We start from the raw sequence: 16,784 nt of genomic DNA, 5'->3' as shown, positions 1-16,784 counted from the left end.
CCATGAATATTGGCAATTTAGCAACTGGTTTGGCGGGGCTTGGCCTGACAGCTGCCGTAAATCTCAATTATGGTCTGGCTAACTGTTCACCCCTGGTTCAGTGGCAAGGTCATTGTGTCATGTGTCTTTCCGCTACCATGGGAACCAGTTTAAGTCTGCTGCAATGCCTTCAGGAAGGCAGAAACCTGTCGGCCAGAACAGTGGCTACACTGGCAACCAACGCTTGTGTTCTTACTTACAGTTGCCTGAAATCCCTGGTTGATCTCAAAAATAGCTGTCTTGAGGATATCATTATTTCTCGAAACCTGATCTCTCTGCGTTGTCCACCCTCTTTTGAAATGTCTTTAGCGATAAACTGGGGGGAGGAGAAATAACAAGAGTCATCTGTTGCCATTGATTGAACTTACATTGCCGACTGATGGTCTGTAATAACAGATTTCTTGGAAAGGGGAATACTAAAATGCATGCTTCTCTTGATCCGCCATCAGGCCTGCGCTATTCGCAGCTGGTTGGTAAAAAAGATGCAGCTTCCCAAACCGAAGGTTGTTGCCAGGTGACAATGCCCAGCGGCAGGGCTGTCAGCTGCGCACAACCCAGCCCGCCGGACTGCCCGGATACGGATAACAGTATTACTACGGCAGACAAATCCTTGTCTGATTACGGTGTAAAGTTTGCCAGAGAGGTCTTACAGATTGGTCAGCAGGGCAGCAATAAGTTGATACGCAGTGTCGCCGGTTTCACCTCTCAGCATGTGATTAAATCGGGGCAATTCCCTGTCGTATTTCCAGACATAAAACAGATCTTGATGTTTTTGGCGGCAATGCCTGCTCTGGCGGGTGCCCACCCGATGAGTACCAGGCCGACATGCCCTGATGGTGTGCCTGGCAGCAGCATGACCTCCGATAACAGTAATGGGGTAAACGAGTCAGCTACCTCATACACCCCAGCCTCCATCTACCCAACGACAAACCTGACCACGACTTCTGAACCCACCTCTTTTTACGAGAGCGAAAGGTTTGTTGGTTTGTGTGTCATCGGTGGAATTGCCGCTCTTGTGGGCTTGTGTTGCGCTTATGCATACTGTTCTCACGTCCATATCGAGTATCAGCGATTCAAGTACCAAAACCCTAATGCATCACGCCGTGAACTCATTAAAGCAGCTTTCAATAACCCAAATGATCTCGAAAGAACCCGGTATAACTGGCGGGCAAGGTATCAACTGCCAGTTCGCCCTGCTCAAAGCCCCCCTGCGTCGGTGCCAGTTCCCCATACTCAAAGAGCCCCGGTGCCGACAGCGCCAACCACTTGTGAGCAGGGAACACAAACAACTTGCGAGCAGGGAACACAAACGTATCCAGTGATTAATGACTCACCACTACAAGAGCAACAACCACCAACCTATGATGAAGCAACACGTACTTAGCCTGAAAATCCTCAGGCATCAGGTACATGACCATTTGCTTTTCAGGTAACCCTCAAGCCTTTCGATTCATCCTCCTGCGTCTGATTTTCGGAGCATTCTTATCCATGTCCACTGTAATGATGCCAATCACATCAATCTTCTTGATTGAACTTGATTGCCGATTGATGGTCAAAATCAGCAGATTGTTTCGAAAGGAATTTCAAAAATGCACGCTATCCCTGAATCGTCATCCAGCTCGCCTCATGCGCAAATGGTTGCTATCAAAAAGGACGCAGCTTCCCAAATCGAATGTTCTCCTCAGGTGTCAATGACTAATGGCAGGGTTGTCAACTGCGCACACCCCAGCCAGTCGGTGTGCCCGGATAAAATCATTAGTAAAACAGACAAATCCCTCTCTGGTTACGGAGTACAGCTTGTCAATGAGACCTTACAGGCCGGTCTGCAGGGCGGCAATAAGCTGATACACAATGTCGCCGGTTTCGCCCTTCAGCATTTGATGAAATCAGGGCAGTTCCCTGGCGTATTTCCGGACATAAAACAGAGTCTGATGTTTTTGGCGGCAATGCCTGCTCTGGCGGGTGCCCACCCGGTGAGTACCAGACCGGTATGCCCTGATGGCGCGCCTGGCTGCAGCATGACCTACGCTTACAGTAATGGGGTAAATGTGGCAGATACCCCATACAACCCACCCTTTGCCTATTCAACGACAAACCTGAACACGACTTCTGAGCCCACCTCTTTTTACGAGAGCGAAGGGTTCGAGGCCTTGTGTATCTTCGGTGGAATGGCGGTCCTTGCGGGGGTGTTTTTCGGTATTGGTTGCTGCGCCAACGTCCATGCCAGGTATCAGCAATTCAAGTACTACAACCCTGATGCATCAAGCTATCAATTAATTAAAGCAGCATTCCATAACCCAAATGATATGGAAAGAACCCGGTATAATCCGGAGGAAATGTACCGACTGCCAGCTCCCTCTGCTCAAAGAGCCCCTGCGCCGACAGCGCCAGCCACTTGTGGGCAGGGAACACAAACAACCTGCAAGCATGGAACACAAGCAGTTCCCTTGATTAATAAACCAGCACCACAAGAGCAACCACCGACCTATGAAGAAGCAATAGCGTTTTCGGTTAGATAAGATGGGCAACTGACCAAGTGGTCGTTCACCAGCCCCATCGCCTGCATATAGGCATAACAGATCGTGCTGCCAACAAAACTGAAACCGCGTTTTTTCAGATCGTCACTCATCCGGTCTGAAATATCTGTGGTGGCCGGTACGTCACTCATGGATTGTCGCCGGTTGATGATGGGCTGATGGTTTACAAACGACCACAGATACTGGCTGAAACTGCCAAATTCCTCTTGCACCCGGATGAACGCCTTGGCATTGTTAATGGCGCTCCGGATTTTCAGCCGGTTGCGGATAATGCCAGCGTCCTGCATCAGCTTTTCAATATCCGGGTCTGTCATTCTGGCCACTTGTTGAACGTCAAATTGATGAAATGCTGTCCGGTAGCCTTCCCGGCGCTTCAGGATGGTGATCCAGCTCAGACCTGCCTGGGCACCTTCAAGAATCAGGAATTCAAAGAGTTTCTGGTCGTTATGACAGGGAACCCCCCACTCTGTGTCATGGTATTGGGTATAGAGTTCATCGCCATGGCACCAGCTGCATCGAGAATCGTTCAAGATAAAAAACTCCTTTTATCAGGCGCTTGCCAACAGGGGTAGTTTGCCAATTAGATCAGATAACGCATTTATTTGCAGTTTTCTGGCTACCAGTAACAATGGCAGTTAAGATAGTTGTTTACTTTATTAAGGGCATAAACAGATGAAGATAGCCAAAGAGAAAGTGGCTCTGTTCCATTACACTCTGAAAAATGATGCGGGAGAAGTTCTCGACAGTTCGGAAGGCGAGTCGCCCATGGCTTATCTTCACGGTGAGCACAATATTGTCGAAGGACTGGAAAATGCCCTGGAAGGCAAGCAGGCTGGGGACAAGTTTGATGTGGTGGTTGAGCCTGCTGAAGGCTACGGCGAGTACGACGAAAGTCTGGTGCAGCCGGTACCGAAAGAGCAGTTTGGTGACCATCCTGTAGAGGTGGGTAACCAGTTCCATGCCGATACCGCCATTGGCCCACGTATTGTCACCGTGGTGGCTATTGATGATGAAGAGAACCAGGTGGTGATCGACGCTAACCATTCCCTGGCGGGTGAGAATCTGCACTTTAGCGTTGAAGTGGTTGAGGTTCGTGAAGCCACCAAGGAAGAGCTGGACCACGGTCATGTGCATGGGCCTGGCGGACATGTTCACTGAGTCTATCAAATCCCACAGTGTGAAGCGTTGAGCAGAACGTTGATCTCATAAGCCGGATATCTCCGGCTTCTTTATGGCAATTATATCGTGATATAAACCGCATGGCGGGTTTTATGGTGAGTGAGAAGCTGAATATTGCTAAGCACGCCACTTTCCACCATGGAGCGAAAAGCCAGGGCTGTTCTCATTTTTTGCAGATCATCCTGATGTTCCCACAGGCCAAGCTCCTCCATCAGCACCCGGATCTTGAAGGTTTTTCCCTTATGCATGGTATCGATTACCTGTTGTAGCGGTGCTAACAGAAGGTTCAGGCGCATACATCTCTCCTTACCAATTCAGTATTCCGGACTGATCAGTCCAGTTTTTTAAAATCTGTGGGTGTAATAAGCTTTCTGCTTATATCTGTAGAATCTTAAATATGGCTCCGGAAATGATTTTTGACCGTTAGACCTTGGTTTGAGTCACTTGATCGCGATCTGGAGGGGGATATTATTGCGGATACTGTTTTTGCCGTTCCCAAGCGAAAAAACAAACAATCAACTCATCCGATGGGTTGATTGTTTGTTCCGGCTGTTAGCCAATAAAAGGACTGAGCAGCAGGTAAAGATAACGGGCAGCGATACCGGCACAGATACCACCAACCGTATGAGCCAGAATGGCTTTTGAGGTGAGCTGGCGAAAGCCAAGAGAGTCGAGCATGGCCGTATGGGTACTCAGGTAACCACTCCAGCACATACCCATAGCTGTAAACACAGCAATATCACTGCCACCAATAATGCCCTGGCTGATAAAGTTTGGTACCAGCGACATGGCGGCACCAACCGCACCCAGCGAGGTAATGGGGAAGGCAACCAGTTCGGCATGATCAAAACCAAACAGCAGCTCAAACAGCCAGGTAACGTGGCTGGCCAGTTTGGGCAGCAGGGCGACTCCCTCAAACGCTCCACCGGTATAGCCGGTTACTGGTGCGCCAAAGGTCAGGACCATAACAAACGTACTGATGATTAAGACTCCGGGAATAATCGCTACCCCCATTTTGACGCCGCCTTTACCGCCATCCAGCAGAGCGTTGAGGAATCTCAACCAGACCGGATCTGTGGAGCTGTGGTCATCCAGAAGTTCACTGTGAGTATCTTTAATGCTTAGCTCATGCAGCCGGGAATCATTTCGGATAAGGCGCTGCATCAGCCGTGTGGATATGATGGCTCCAATAAGGGCACCGCCCAGACCAATCATGGCCGGCAGGAAATAGGTAGCGCCAGTCTCATTATTCTGCAGGGTTGCCATAAAGGTGATGACAATAAGTCCCATACCAAAAGAGGTACCGAAATTGGTCAGTGAAATGATTTCGGGAACCTTAAAGGAGTGGTTGAAACGCCTGTCTTTTGCCAGGCCAATGATGGCCGGGTTATCTGAGAAAAAGGTCATCATGGCCGCCATGGCAGCACGGCCGGGGAGATTGAACACAGGTCTCATTAATGGCACCAGCAGCCGTTCAATCAGGGAAATGACATGGAACTCCATCAGCAGACGGCCTGCGGCACCGGTCAATACGGTGATCCCCATCAGGAACAGCACGGTGTTTAACAACAGCTGGTGCGCGGTGTTGAAGAGGGTGTTGAACATGTGGGTAACACCCATAGTCTGGCCAAGGTAGCCAAACAAAAGTCCTGCCAAGAGAAGAAGGACTAACGGCTCTACGATTTGACGTACACCCGTTGAGGTTTCCGATTTGGTCGAGACTGCATCACTCATAGAAATACCAGAAAGAAAGGAACCTTCAGATTAGACAATATTTTTTGGTCCCGCAGTATCGGTATTAGTCAGAAAAGAAATAAGTGCAGGCGAGATAAATTATTGATTTGAACAATGGAACTAATCACAGTGACAGACAGTCCAAACCTGTTTGCCTGTCACTTTATATCCGGGGTTATCGGTTGCGATCAATGCTCCCGGGTCGCGCGGAAAGTCACATCCGGGTAGCGCTCTTCTGCCAGGGAAAGGTTGACCCGGGTGGGTGCCAGATAGGTTAGATGGCCACCGCCATCCATAGCCAGGTTATCAGCGCACTTGCGCTTGAACTCTTCCAGCTTTTTCTGGTCACTGCAGTCAATCCAGCGCGCGGTGTTGACGTTAACCGGCTCATAGATCGCTTCAACTTTGTATTCATCTTTCAGTCGGCGCATGACCACATCAAACTGCAGTACACCCACTGCCCCCAGGATCAGGTCATTATTGTTCACTGGCATGAATAGCTGGGTAGCACCTTCTTCCGAGAGCTGTTGCAGCCCTTTTTGCAATTGCTTGAGCTTTAATGGGTCTTTCAGGCGGACACGGCGGAACAGCTCGGGCGCAAAGTGAGGGATGCCCATAAACTTGAGCATTTCACCCTGGGTAAAGGTGTCACCAATCTGTATAGTCCCGTGGTTGTGCAGACCGATGATATCACCGGAGGTCGCTTCATCCACATGGGAACGGTCACCCGCCAGGAACGTCACGGCATCGGCAATTTTTACATCCTTGCCGATACGAACATGTTTCATTTTCATATTCCGGGTGTATTTGCCGGAACAGATTCTCAGAAAGGCAATGCGGTCACGGTGTTTGGGGTCCATATTGGCCTGGATTTTAAAGACGAACCCAGAGAAGTTCTCTTCATTGGCGACCACCGTGCGTTCATTGGTTTCCCGGGGCATGGGGGAGGGAGCCCACTTGACAAAATCATCCAGCATTTCCCGAACGCCGAAGTTGGCCAGTGCGGTACCAAAGAAGACCGGAGTCATCCGACCGGCAAGGTACTCTTCCAGGTCAAACTCATGGCTGGCACCTTTCACCAGCTCAATTTCCTCCATCAACTCTTCATGGAGATCACCCAGCAGGGTTCTGGCTTCTGCTGATTCCAGACCTTTGATTCGGATATCTTCCGGAACCACACTGGCCTGACCGGGTTTGAACACATGAATGGTATCGGTATAGAGGTTATAAACCCCTTTGAACTGTTTACCCATGCCGATAGGCCAGGTGATAGGTGCACACTGGATTTTCAGAATATCTTCAATTTCATCCAGCACGTCAATCTGGTCACGGACTTCACGGTCCATTTTATTGACGAAGGTAAATATTGGTGTGTCCCTCAGGCGGCAGACTTCCATCAGTTTGATGGTGCGATCTTCGACACCTTTGGCGCCATCGATCACCATAAGGCAGCTGTCAACTGCGGTCAGTGTCCGGTAGGTGTCCTCGGAGAAGTCTTCGTGTCCGGGCGTATCCAGAAGGTTTACGGTACGGCCGTCATAGGGAAACTGCATCACCGAGGTGGTGATGGAGATACCACGCTCCTGTTCCATCTTCATCCAGTCAGAGGTGGCCATACGCCCGCTCTTGCGGCCTTTTACTGTACCGGCAAGCTGAATGGCACCGCCGAGCAGCAGGAGCTTTTCGGTAATCGTGGTTTTACCGGCATCGGGGTGGGAGATGATAGCAAAAGTGCGTCTGGCTTCAACTTCCCGGAGAAGTGGTGACGTTGTTGGAGGCATGAGCGGGTTCCAAATTGTGTACGTATCTCTGTACACAGGTGCCTACCGCAAAGAAGGGATGTGTACAAAACAAGAAAATAATCAAAATTTGGGTGAATTATCCAAATCGGGGGGATGACTGCAAGTAGGCTGGCGGTCAGTCCGGTGATTCTGTGGTTTAAAAAACGAAGACCGGACTTTCAACTCGCTGAATTGGCAAGAGATGGTAATTAATCGTGAGGTGTCACCGGGCCAGAGGGCTTGAAATCAATCATTATCCGGGCTGGCTGATGATACCAGTTGGAAAAATTGAACCATGCCGGATAATCGGTTCTGGTGGCCAGTTGATACTTCTGCAGGTTTTGAGTCCTGTGGACAACCCGTGGCAAAATGGTTCCGGCTTTCATGCCGTTGGTGACTTTACGTTGCACATTCACCGTTACCTGTTCAGTGGCTTCGCCTGAAACGTCATCAAAGTGGGTGAAGGTTACGTCAACGTCTACAGGGTAATCGACAATACCCCACCAGTTCTCCTGGTCAACGAGAAGAAAGCGGCCTTGCTTCATTTGCTGCCGGTCGAACATTTCCTGTTCTCTGGCGTTGATCATGGCGTCTTCGTTGAAGGCAAAATCTGAGTATCGTATCGCTCCACCATGTGCAACTTTATAACCCGTAATTTTCCAGGGTGAGTTTTCCGGGAGTTCAATCGATGTCAGGCCGACAGCGCCCAGATAGGGCGAGGTTGCATGGACCACTGAGTAGATGGCTGCTGCGGTAACAGCAATGACTGTCAGCACCACTGCAACCGCAATCAGCCCGTCCGACACCCGTTCACTGAAGGAAGAATCGTCGTCAATGGTATGGCCTCCCCAGAAAATCGGGCCATCCCACCAACCCAGGTGTGAATGATGATGGGTGTGTTCAATATGAATATAGTCGGGGTTACCTGAACGGGAAGGGTAGTAATAACGATTGAGCTTAAGCTGAAACAGCGCCATATGTCGGTAGTCAATTGGCAGAGAGTAGTTGCTATGGCTTTGCCCGGGAAATCCAGCATGGCTACTGGCATAATCAAGCTGCGGATAAGTGATAAAAATGGTCAGAACCAGAAGTAAGGCTATGTTGGGTAGCCTGTTGACAACTTGCGCGGGCATTCTTGCACTCCGGGTGGAAGTTTCTCCGCTGATCAATTCGGAATGAAATCTTCCAACGTGTTTGGTAACTACTGTGATTAACTCCATTAGATCCGGGTTGTATGGAAAAGTTCCCTCTATTGCCTTCCCAGCTTAGCGTTATTAACCGGGTTATGAGCTTGATTTGTTGTTTTGCCCGGCAATTTTTCGTGTTCAGTCTGGGTTAATAACCAAGGATCAAAAAAATACTTTTTTAAATCACCTTAATTCATTAACCATGTTATCAGGAAAAAATCGGCGGTATGGGCTGACAGCATTTCACTGGCAATGAAACCCAGAACAAGAGCACCGGAGATAATTAACAGAGGCTCAAGCAGGGCCATAACACTGATGCAGGTCTGGCTCATTCCCAGCGTCTGATAAAGCTGTATTTCCTGCCTTCGTTCCTGAAGGTTGCGGGTCAATGCATAAAAAAGGGTCAGCAGGCACAACCCGAGCGTGACAAACGAGATGAATATCAGGCTGACCGCTGCCCTGTTCAGATAGCTATAAAGTAGCTCCAGTTCTCTGGCTGGCATCGCGGCGGTTATCGCCAGGCCTTGTTCCGTGGCCGATTGAGTCAGGCTTTTTTCCAGCGCCAGAAGGGCCATGCGGTCCTGCAGTTTGATATCGATAAAAGAGATATCATCAGGGCTTGACCAGCTCGGCGTATTGCCTTTTGCGTAGGATTTTCTTGCGGTTATCAAACCTTCAATCGGGATGTAAATACTGTCATCCTGATGGGTATTCTGCCGTGGCAAAATACCGGCGATGGTAAATAGCTCGTTGTATTCTTGTTCTAACCCTGGTTCGCTGCCATCGGCAATGGTGATCTGATCGTTGATTTGGTAACCAAGGGTATTGGCGATGTTTATCCCGATATAAGCGACCATCGGGTGAGTTGCTGGCGGTAATGTTTCTGGGCTGATCGGCCGTTGCTGTTTTCTCTGTGGGTGTTTTGCAGGGTTGGCTGAATGTCGAGTCAATCGCGCTATCCCTTCAGCGCTGGTACCAATAACGGTGATTCCCCGGTGAGTTTCGCCATAGGCATAAGGAATGGCGTATTCAATCTCCGGGTGGCTTATCAGCTTATTCAGCAGGCTCAGGCGCATTTGTGGTGGTGGTGAGCCCACATGGAATAGCGAGAACAGAACCAGGGGCATGGCAGGTGTTTCTTTACTGATGATCAGGTCGCTTTCCAGTGAATAGCGATCAATACTTTCAATCATTTGTTGCTTGATACCTTGAAACAGAAACACAAGGTAAAAACCAAAGGCCAGAACCAGCAGCATGATCAGCGTGTTCTTTTTCCGATAGTTCATGCTCTTCATGGCGTGCTGAAAGGTCAGTAGTGCAGTACTGAGCCAGTGGATGTTTACCATAGCCTGGCCACCAGTTGTGAATGGTTGATGTCTGACATATCAATACAGCGGTCAAATCCCGGGTAAGGGGTATGGTCAACACAGATCAATGTCTGTGCATGTTCTCTGGTGCTTTTCAGCAGCATGTCATACAGGGTTGTTCGCGCCTGCGGGTCCAGTGCTGATGCGGCTTCATCGGCCAGAATCAGCGGGGGGGAGCCGATCAGTGCCCGGGCAATAGCCACCCGTTGTTGCTGACCAATGCTCAGCATGCCGGTGCTTTGGCGCAAGAGCTCGGGGTTCTCCATGTTGAGTGCGGCCATCAGCTGGTAGGCCTCATAATTCGCCGTGGTTTTCCGGTCTGCCAGCCGCTGCAGGCGCCACCTGGATAAACGACAGGGTAGTAAAATATTTTCCAGTGGATTCAGATAGGGGACCAATGTTGGCTGCTGGAAGATGTAGCCTATCTGTCCGGCTCGAAATGTCTCCCGCCCGGATCTGGACAGGCTGTCAATCTGCTGCCCAAGTATGTCAATTCTGCCACTGTCCGGTAGGAGTAACCCGGTCAGCAGTTGCAGTAGCGTGGTCTTGCCAGAGCCGTTTAACCCGGTAATCTGCAGGCGTTCGCCATTCTCTACCGTAAACAGTGGTATCGACAGGCAGTTTTGCTTTCCTCTGCTTAATTCAAGCTTTTCTACGGTAACTGCCTGACTCATACATGGCCCTCTTGCAACGCACAGCTTTTTTTAATCGTTAAAAAAGTCCGGAAACACATCACTTTTTGCTGGATGTTTCTGCAACTGAACCTCCTGCTGTTTCTGACTTAGCTGCTGTTTACTTTGCCAGTTGTCACTGACCAGCCAGACGCTGGTGTGCTTTAAGTCAGGTATTGCTGCAAAAGCCAGGAATGTGAAATGAGACAGGTTTTCCGGGTGCTGACATTCGTATTCGAGATAGCCGTTGATTTCACTGAGCTGTGCAGCCAGCCATTCCGCCTTGGGATCAGGGCGGTCAAGCGGCTCAACAAGAAACAGCTTTTGCGTTTGCCGACACTGTGCATCGTCCGGAAGGGTAACCAGAGGGGTGAATTCTTGCAGAGACCGGGCCAGGGCACCGGGCGGTAGTGCGGTGATCGCGTTCGTCGCCTCCGGGGAGATGGAGAGGAACAGGTTAAGGGTATCCTGTTGCAAGTTAACATCCAGCAGCATGGATGCCGGTTCATAAGCCCGATGGATATTTTGCCCAATGGAGCGGTCTTTCCCATGGCTTGACGTTATCGCGACGGTCAGGCCCAGTATAAGCCAGGCAGTCACTGCTTTGTGGTGAATGTTCATGGGCAGCGTTCCTGAAGGTATCGCTTTCCAGCATCAATCAGTCCGGTATCTTTGAGAAAGTTGCGACCAATCAATAACTGTTGAGGAAAATTGCTGCGACTGATTAAGGACATTTCTACAATGCGCGTAATCCGGCCCACTTTTACGGTGTTTCGGACAACCGCTCGTTTACTGGGCGCACCTTTATGGGTGATTATTCTGGCTACCCGGCTGACTGGTTGATGCATGGGAGTTTTCTGGCGGCTTTCCCGGTGAACGAAATCGTAGTAAACCCAGCGATAGCCATTTCTCTTAATATGCATGCGGATATTACGGGCATCCAGGGCAGTGGTTGTCGCACCACTGTCAACCAGTGATGCGACCTTATGTTGATTTATATTGACCAGCGTGGCGTTTTCCAGATAGCCAAACAGCGGTCGCCCGTTAGCGGTGCAGGGTTGGCTGGCTACTGGTGTCGACAGCGACAAACCTGAAAAGAAGACCACGGTAATGAACCGTAACAGCCGTTCTGATGGCTGCGTGGATGGGGGGGGGATGGTCCTGTTCATAGCTCTGAAAACCGCTTTACTCTGTTCAGCATTTATCTGAAAGCTATCGGCTATTCAGGTGACGGTTTGATAGGTGGCTTTCTCCACAAAGGCTTTGTGATTGATGTATTGCCTTGTCGTTTAACATGCCGGTACTTTTTATCCGACACAGTTTGTCTATTTGGGGGGATTCGTAGTTAAATACAGACTTTTAATTTCCGTTGCGACCGAGAAATGACCAAGCTTCCCTGCTTCAAGGCATACGATATCCGTGGCCGCCTGCCGGATGAACTTAATGAAGATATTGCTTACCGCATAGGGCGGGCCTATGGCGAGCACCTTAAACCGAAGGATGTCGTTGTTGGTGGCGATAGCCGCCTGACCAGTGAAGCCCTGAAACACTCATTGTCTGAAGGCCTGCGTGATGCCGGGGTCAATGTGCTGGATATTGGCCTGTCCGGTACCGAAGAGATCTATTTTGCCACATTCCACCTGGGGGTTGATGGCGGTGTTCAGGTGACGGCCAGTCACAACCCCATTGACTACAACGGTATGAAACTGGTGCAGGCCGGTGCGCAACCCATCAGTGGCGATAACGGCTTGCGGGAGATTCAGCAGCTGGCAGAGGAGAGCCGGTTTGGGGAGCCTGCGGCACAACGGGGCGGCTACAAGAAGATCTCTGTTCTGGATGATTATATCAGCCACGTTCTGGGGTATATCCAGGCTGACAGTCTCAAGCCGATGAAGCTGGTGGTCAATGCCGGTAACGGTGCAGCAGGGCATGTGGTGGATGCTATCGAGGAGCGATTCCGGGTGGCCGGTGTGCCGGTAGAGTTTATCAAAGTCCTGCACGAGCCGGATGGTCACTTCCCACTGGGTATTCCTAATCCATTATTGCCTGAGTGTCGTCAGACAACGGTAGACGCCGTTCTGGAACATCAGGCTGATATGGGCATTGCCTGGGATGGCGACTTTGATCGTTGCTTCCTGTTTGATGAGCAGGGGCAGTTTATCGAGGGATATTATATTGTCGGGTTATTGGGGGAGGCTTTCCTGGCCCACAACCCCGCGGCAAAAATCATCCATGACCCCAGGCTGACCTGGAACACCATCGATCAGGTAAAAGCGGCGGGTGGTGAACCGGTGCTGTGTAAAACCGGTCACGCCTTTATCAAGCAGCGGATGCGCCGGGAAGATGCGGTTTATGGTGGCGAGATGAGTGCCCATCATTATTTCCGCGACTTTGCCTATTGTGACTCCGGCATGATTCCCTGGCTGCTGGTCGCTGAGTTGATTTCCAGAAAGGGTCACCCCTTGTCAGCGCTGGTCAGTGAGCGGATTGCTATGTTCCCGTCGTCCGGTGAAATTAACAGCCAATTGACCGATCCCCAGGCCGCTATAAAGCGTGTGCTGGCACACTATCAGCAAGATGCGCTGGAAATTGATAACACCGATGGCATCTCCCTGAATATGGGTCAATGGCGCTTTAACCTGCGACTGTCCAATACCGAGCCAGTGATTCGTCTGAATGTAGAAAGTCGTGGCGATGATGTGTTGATGCAGAAAAAAACTGCCGAGCTGCTGAAGCTGATTCGTGACTGATATTTTCAAGAGATTGCTCATTAAGGAGCAGTCTCTTCATTTGAGTTGGATAAATAAGGAGCCTTAAATGATCAAGAAATGCCTTTTTCCGGCAGCAGGCTATGGTACCCGGTTCCTGCCAGCCACCAAGTCCATGCCCAAAGAGATGATGCCCATCGTCAGCAAACCGCTGATTGAGTATGGTGTTGAAGAGGCACTGCAGGCCGGTATGTCGGATATCTGCATTGTCACCGGCCGGGGCAAACGCTCGCTGGAAGATCACTTTGATGTGAACTACGAACTGGAACATCAGATTTCCGGTACGGACAAGGAAAGCCTGCTGTCCGATATTCGCAGTGTGATTGATCAGTGTACCTTCTCCTACACCCGCCAGCGTGAGATGAAGGGACTTGGCCATGCGGTATTAACCGGGCAGACGCTGATTGGTGACCAGCCATTCGGCATGGTGCTGGCGGATGATCTCTGCATCAATCTCGGAGGGCCCGGCGTTCTCGCCCAGATGGCGCAACTCTATAAGCAGTTCCGTTGCAGTATCGTTGCAGTGCAGGAAGTACCCGAAGATGAAGTGCATAAATATGGGGTGATCGCTGGCCAGCACATTTCAGAAGATCTGCTACGGGTTGAGAATATGGTGGAAAAGCCCGCCAGAGAAGATGCGCCCAGTAATCTTGCTATCATTGGCCGCTATATTCTGACACCGGACATCTTTGACCTGATTCATGATACCCAGCCGGGTAAAGGTGGTGAAATTCAGATTACCGATGCTTTGATGGCTCAGGCGCAGCGAGGCTGTGTCATGGCTTATAAGTTCAAGGGTGAGCGTTTTGACTGTGGCAGTATTGAGGGCTTTATTGAGGCTACCAACTACTGTTACGACCATTTGTACCGTTAAAAAAAGGTCTGCTCCATCTCCTCTTTGGTCAGCTGAATCACACCACACCGGCAATTCCAGCCATTGGGTGGATAGTGTGTCTGCCAGAATGGGTCGTCTACCGGGCGGGCGGTGCTGCTGATGCTCTGCCCGGGGGTGCTCTTCCACGGCGTCATACATCAAATAGCGGGCAGTTTTGCTGTTGGCCTTGATGCACTGCCACTGGCCGACGGCATAGGTGCTCTGCAGGTGGGGTCTGAATGTCTTTTCTAATTTTTCGCTGCCCAGCTGCATATTCTTTAACTGGTATGGAAGAGTGGCAGTGTTATGACAACTTTGCCAGCTGGCTCTCAAGGTTTTTGATGTGTTTGTATGTTTGCCAGTTTTCAGTGATGCTATAGTGACAATGATAATTTTTGCAGATCGACACACATCCGGCTTTTAATAGACCATAATGGCAAGGTTTAATAAACTCAGGTTTAAAATCCATATACTGATCCAGTCCATGATTCAGCACACCCTGAACTAAATCGATTTCTGTGCTGGTCCAGCCATCACGGAGGGGTAAGCACTCATTTATGAAAAAATCTGCAAATTCATCATCCATCCAGTCTTGTGAATATTTTAAGCCCCAAACATCATCATACATAGTCATTGCACAGTGGAATCTCGCCAGGACCTGGTACTCTTCGGGAGCAAACAGGGTTTTACCTGACCAGTCTTTGTTAAGGAATTCTGTTAGCTCTGGAGGAAACTTTGAAAATATGAAATCAGCCAGCCACTCTTCCGTAAGCCCCTTGGAAGGCAAATCCTGACTGCTGATTGCCAGATCTTTCGGATCTATCTCAGCCAACTCCTCACATAATTGCGAAGCTAACCTTTCTTTAAGTCTTTCGAGTCTTACCTCCAAATCAAAACGGGAATTTCCATCAAAATCACGATAAGGGTAAACGAGCACTATATCATTTTCCTGAAACCTGGCCGGTGATTTGACAGACTCTGTTTTTGCACCACCAGACTTTAGAGCAGTAATTTGGTGTTCATCCAGCGAGTGCCCGGGACGCTCGCCGGAATCAGGAAGTCGGCTTGAACAAGGGGCTGATATTTGAACACTGGCATTGAATGAAGCTGCGAAAACAACCTCACTGACGTCTGGATTAGACGGTGGTAAAGGCAGTGAATGTGCATTGGAGCTTGCTAACGGGGGCATAGTCATTTGTATCCTTAATTAGATTTGGGGACACCACTTTCAGGCTGGCAGGATCGATGAATACTGTCGTCCATTGGTTATTTTAATCGTTGAAATCCAGTGGGTTTGACTCCCACCCGGTTCCTGATGCGCTTTCCTCTGACACCGCCAGGAATCCAGCATCAGTACTATCACGGTTATCAGTTAATGAACCAGTAACTGTTAAAAGTGGAATCAGCAGTCTTTCGCACTCTGCATGGCCATTTTGGCGAGCGACGTCCAGGGGCGTCAAGCCATCGCTATTTTTTATACTGATATCAATGCCGGGAGCTGTAAGTAACGCTTTGATGCACCCTGCCCGGCCAAATTGGGCAGCGCAGTGCTGGGGCGTGAAACCCTCGGTTGTTTTCAGATTGACGTTAATGCCCCTGGCGTTCAATAACAGCACGACGCACTCTACGTTGTCGCCTATGGCGGCCCAGTGCAGAGGCGTAAGGCCCCCGGGTAGTGTCATATTGACGTCAATGCCTTTGGCATTCAATAACACCATGACGCAGTCTGTATAGCCATAATGGACAGCGCAGCACAGGGGCGTCCAGCCTTCGTTAGTCGTCACATTGACGTCAATCCGGTCGTCGGTCAATAACGCCAGAATGCACTCTGCCTGACCTTTCGTGGCAGCCCAGTGCAGGGGCGTAAAGTCTGAAGACGATTTCGCATTGACGTCAATGCTGCCGGAGGACAGTAATACCCTGATGCACTCTGTGAGGTCTTCTGCGACAGCACGGTACAGGGGCGTAAAGCCATCGTTAGTCTCCACATTGACGTCAATGCCGTCGGTGGACAGTAATGCCCTGATGCACTCTGTGTGGCCTTCTGCGACAGCAAAGTACAGGGGCGTAAAGCCATCTTCATTCTGCACATTGACGTCAATGCCATCGGCGGTCAATAACGCCCTGACACACACTACATGGCCTTCTGAGGCAGCACAGTGCAGGGGCGTCGAGCCATCTTCATCCTGTACATTGACGTCAATGCCATCGGCGGTTAATAACGCCCTGACACACGCTACGTGGCCTTCTGAGGCAGCACAGTGCAGGGGCGTCGAGCCATCTTCATCCTGTACATTGACGTCAATGCCATCGGCGGTCAATAACGCCCTGACACACACTACGTGGCCTTCTAAGGCAGCACAGTGCAGGGGCGTCGAGCCATCGTTACTCTTCACATTGACGTCAATGCCATCGATGGTCAGTAACGCCCTGACGAACGCTACATGCCCGTTTTCGGCAGCGATGTGCAGGGGCGTCGAGCCATGGATATTTTTCTGGTGAACCTGAGGGTTGCCCGGTTTCAACAGGTATTCCAATCCAGGCAAATTACCGGAACTTGCAAAGCACGCCAGGGGGGTGTCCAGATCATTGTTCACGATACTGGTCAATTGATCACAATGACCGGTTAACAGAAGATTGGACAGGG

At 50.2% G+C, this 16,784-nt stretch carries 18 protein-coding genes; 6 read left to right on the top strand and 12 right to left on the bottom strand.

The window, feature by feature from the left end; genetic code table 11:
- Positions 1-2 precede the first annotated feature (2 nt).
- The 3 genes from ACO6VE_RS12100 (at position 3) to ACO6VE_RS12090 (ending at position 2,558) form a co-directional block, all read left to right on the top strand.
- Positions 3-374: a hypothetical protein gene (locus ACO6VE_RS12100; protein WP_422461494.1), complete on the top strand. Its 372-nt coding sequence runs from the start codon at positions 3-5 to the stop codon at positions 372-374.
- An 86-nt stretch (positions 375-460) separates the two neighbouring features.
- The gene (locus ACO6VE_RS12095) at positions 461-1,423 is read left to right on the top strand and encodes a hypothetical protein (RefSeq protein ID WP_422461492.1); all 963 of its coding nucleotides are present in this window, start codon (positions 461-463) and stop codon (positions 1,421-1,423) included.
- 154 nt (positions 1,424-1,577) lie between these two features.
- Positions 1,578-2,558: a hypothetical protein gene (locus tag ACO6VE_RS12090; RefSeq protein ID WP_422461491.1), complete on the top strand. Its 981-nt coding sequence runs from the start codon at positions 1,578-1,580 to the stop codon at positions 2,556-2,558.
- Here the strand turns inward: ACO6VE_RS12090 and ACO6VE_RS12085 are convergent.
- Positions 2,525-3,106 (bottom strand): DNA-3-methyladenine glycosylase I, encoded by a 582-nt coding sequence (locus tag ACO6VE_RS12085; protein ID WP_422461489.1) that lies wholly within the window; start codon positions 3,104-3,106, stop codon positions 2,525-2,527. The two genes, ACO6VE_RS12090 and ACO6VE_RS12085, sit on opposite strands and share 34 nt — an antisense overlap.
- Before the next feature lie 142 nt (positions 3,107-3,248).
- Here ACO6VE_RS12085 and ACO6VE_RS12080 point away from each other — a divergent pair, with 142 nt between their 5' ends.
- Positions 3,249-3,734 carry an FKBP-type peptidyl-prolyl cis-trans isomerase gene (locus ACO6VE_RS12080; protein ID WP_163372544.1) on the top strand — a complete coding sequence of 162 codons (486 nt, stop codon included), beginning with the start codon at positions 3,249-3,251 and terminating at the stop codon, positions 3,732-3,734.
- 80 nt (positions 3,735-3,814) lie between these two features.
- Here the strand turns inward: ACO6VE_RS12080 and ACO6VE_RS12075 are convergent, their stop codons facing one another.
- From ACO6VE_RS12075 to ACO6VE_RS12040, 8 genes are all read right to left on the bottom strand, one after another.
- Positions 3,815-4,051, bottom strand: coding sequence for a hypothetical protein (locus ACO6VE_RS12075; protein ID WP_101748311.1), 237 nt, complete (start codon positions 4,049-4,051; stop codon positions 3,815-3,817).
- 256 nt (positions 4,052-4,307) lie between these two features.
- The gene (locus tag ACO6VE_RS12070) at positions 4,308-5,489 is read right to left on the bottom strand and encodes a CD0519/CD1768 family membrane protein (RefSeq protein ID WP_422461487.1); all 1,182 of its coding nucleotides are present in this window, start codon (positions 5,487-5,489) and stop codon (positions 4,308-4,310) included.
- A gap of 188 nt (positions 5,490-5,677) precedes the next feature.
- Positions 5,678-7,270, bottom strand: a complete 1,593-nt coding sequence (locus ACO6VE_RS12065) for a peptide chain release factor 3 (RefSeq protein WP_422461485.1) — start codon at positions 7,268-7,270, stop codon at positions 5,678-5,680.
- Positions 7,271-7,479: 209 nt separating this feature from the next.
- On the bottom strand, positions 7,480-8,403 hold the full coding sequence (locus tag ACO6VE_RS12060; RefSeq protein WP_422461483.1) for a hypothetical protein: 924 nt from the start codon (positions 8,401-8,403) through the stop codon (positions 7,480-7,482).
- A 242-nt stretch (positions 8,404-8,645) separates the two neighbouring features.
- The gene (locus ACO6VE_RS12055; RefSeq protein WP_422461481.1) at positions 8,646-9,803 is read right to left on the bottom strand and encodes an ABC transporter permease; all 1,158 of its coding nucleotides are present in this window, start codon (positions 9,801-9,803) and stop codon (positions 8,646-8,648) included.
- On the bottom strand, positions 9,797-10,498 hold the full coding sequence (locus tag ACO6VE_RS12050) for an ATP-binding cassette domain-containing protein (RefSeq protein WP_422461479.1): 702 nt from the start codon (positions 10,496-10,498) through the stop codon (positions 9,797-9,799). The genes ACO6VE_RS12055 and ACO6VE_RS12050 overlap by 7 nt, the downstream gene beginning before the upstream one ends.
- Before the next feature lie 30 nt (positions 10,499-10,528).
- Entirely contained in the window at positions 10,529-11,116 is a 588-nt protein-coding gene (locus tag ACO6VE_RS12045; protein WP_422461477.1) for a hypothetical protein, read from the bottom strand.
- Positions 11,113-11,664: a RimK/LysX family protein gene (locus ACO6VE_RS12040; RefSeq protein WP_422461475.1), complete on the bottom strand. Its 552-nt coding sequence runs from the start codon at positions 11,662-11,664 to the stop codon at positions 11,113-11,115. Before ACO6VE_RS12040 ends, ACO6VE_RS12045 begins: the two co-directional genes overlap by 4 nt.
- Before the next feature lie 213 nt (positions 11,665-11,877).
- Here ACO6VE_RS12040 and ACO6VE_RS12035 point away from each other — a divergent pair, with 213 nt between their 5' ends.
- Together ACO6VE_RS12035 and galU are read left to right on the top strand one after the other, a co-directional pair.
- On the top strand, positions 11,878-13,245 hold the full coding sequence (locus ACO6VE_RS12035; RefSeq protein ID WP_422446886.1) for a phosphomannomutase CpsG: 1,368 nt from the start codon (positions 11,878-11,880) through the stop codon (positions 13,243-13,245).
- 67 nt (positions 13,246-13,312) lie between these two features.
- A complete protein-coding gene (galU, locus tag ACO6VE_RS12030; protein WP_422446884.1) occupies positions 13,313-14,137 on the top strand; it encodes a UTP--glucose-1-phosphate uridylyltransferase GalU in 825 nt (274 codons plus the stop codon).
- Here galU and ACO6VE_RS12025 read toward each other — a convergent pair.
- The 3 genes from ACO6VE_RS12025 to ACO6VE_RS12015 all read right to left on the bottom strand — a co-directional run.
- Positions 14,134-14,292 (bottom strand): phage minor head protein, encoded by a 159-nt coding sequence (locus ACO6VE_RS12025; RefSeq protein WP_422446882.1) that lies wholly within the window; start codon positions 14,290-14,292, stop codon positions 14,134-14,136. The two genes, galU and ACO6VE_RS12025, sit on opposite strands and share 4 nt — an antisense overlap.
- Before the next feature lie 149 nt (positions 14,293-14,441).
- Positions 14,442-15,326 (bottom strand): hypothetical protein, encoded by an 885-nt coding sequence (locus ACO6VE_RS12020; RefSeq protein WP_422446880.1) that lies wholly within the window; start codon positions 15,324-15,326, stop codon positions 14,442-14,444.
- Positions 15,327-15,408: 82 nt separating this feature from the next.
- The coding region (locus ACO6VE_RS12015) for an ankyrin repeat domain-containing protein (RefSeq protein ID WP_422461473.1) at positions 15,409-16,784 on the bottom strand (1,376 nt) is incomplete at its 5' end.

Source organism: Endozoicomonas sp. ALB115 (assembly GCF_049310245.1).
Taxonomy (GTDB): Bacteria; Pseudomonadota; Gammaproteobacteria; order Pseudomonadales; family Endozoicomonadaceae; genus Endozoicomonas.
The sequence above is the reverse complement of the archived record's forward strand: the minus strand, read 5'-3'. Positions and strand labels throughout refer to the sequence as shown.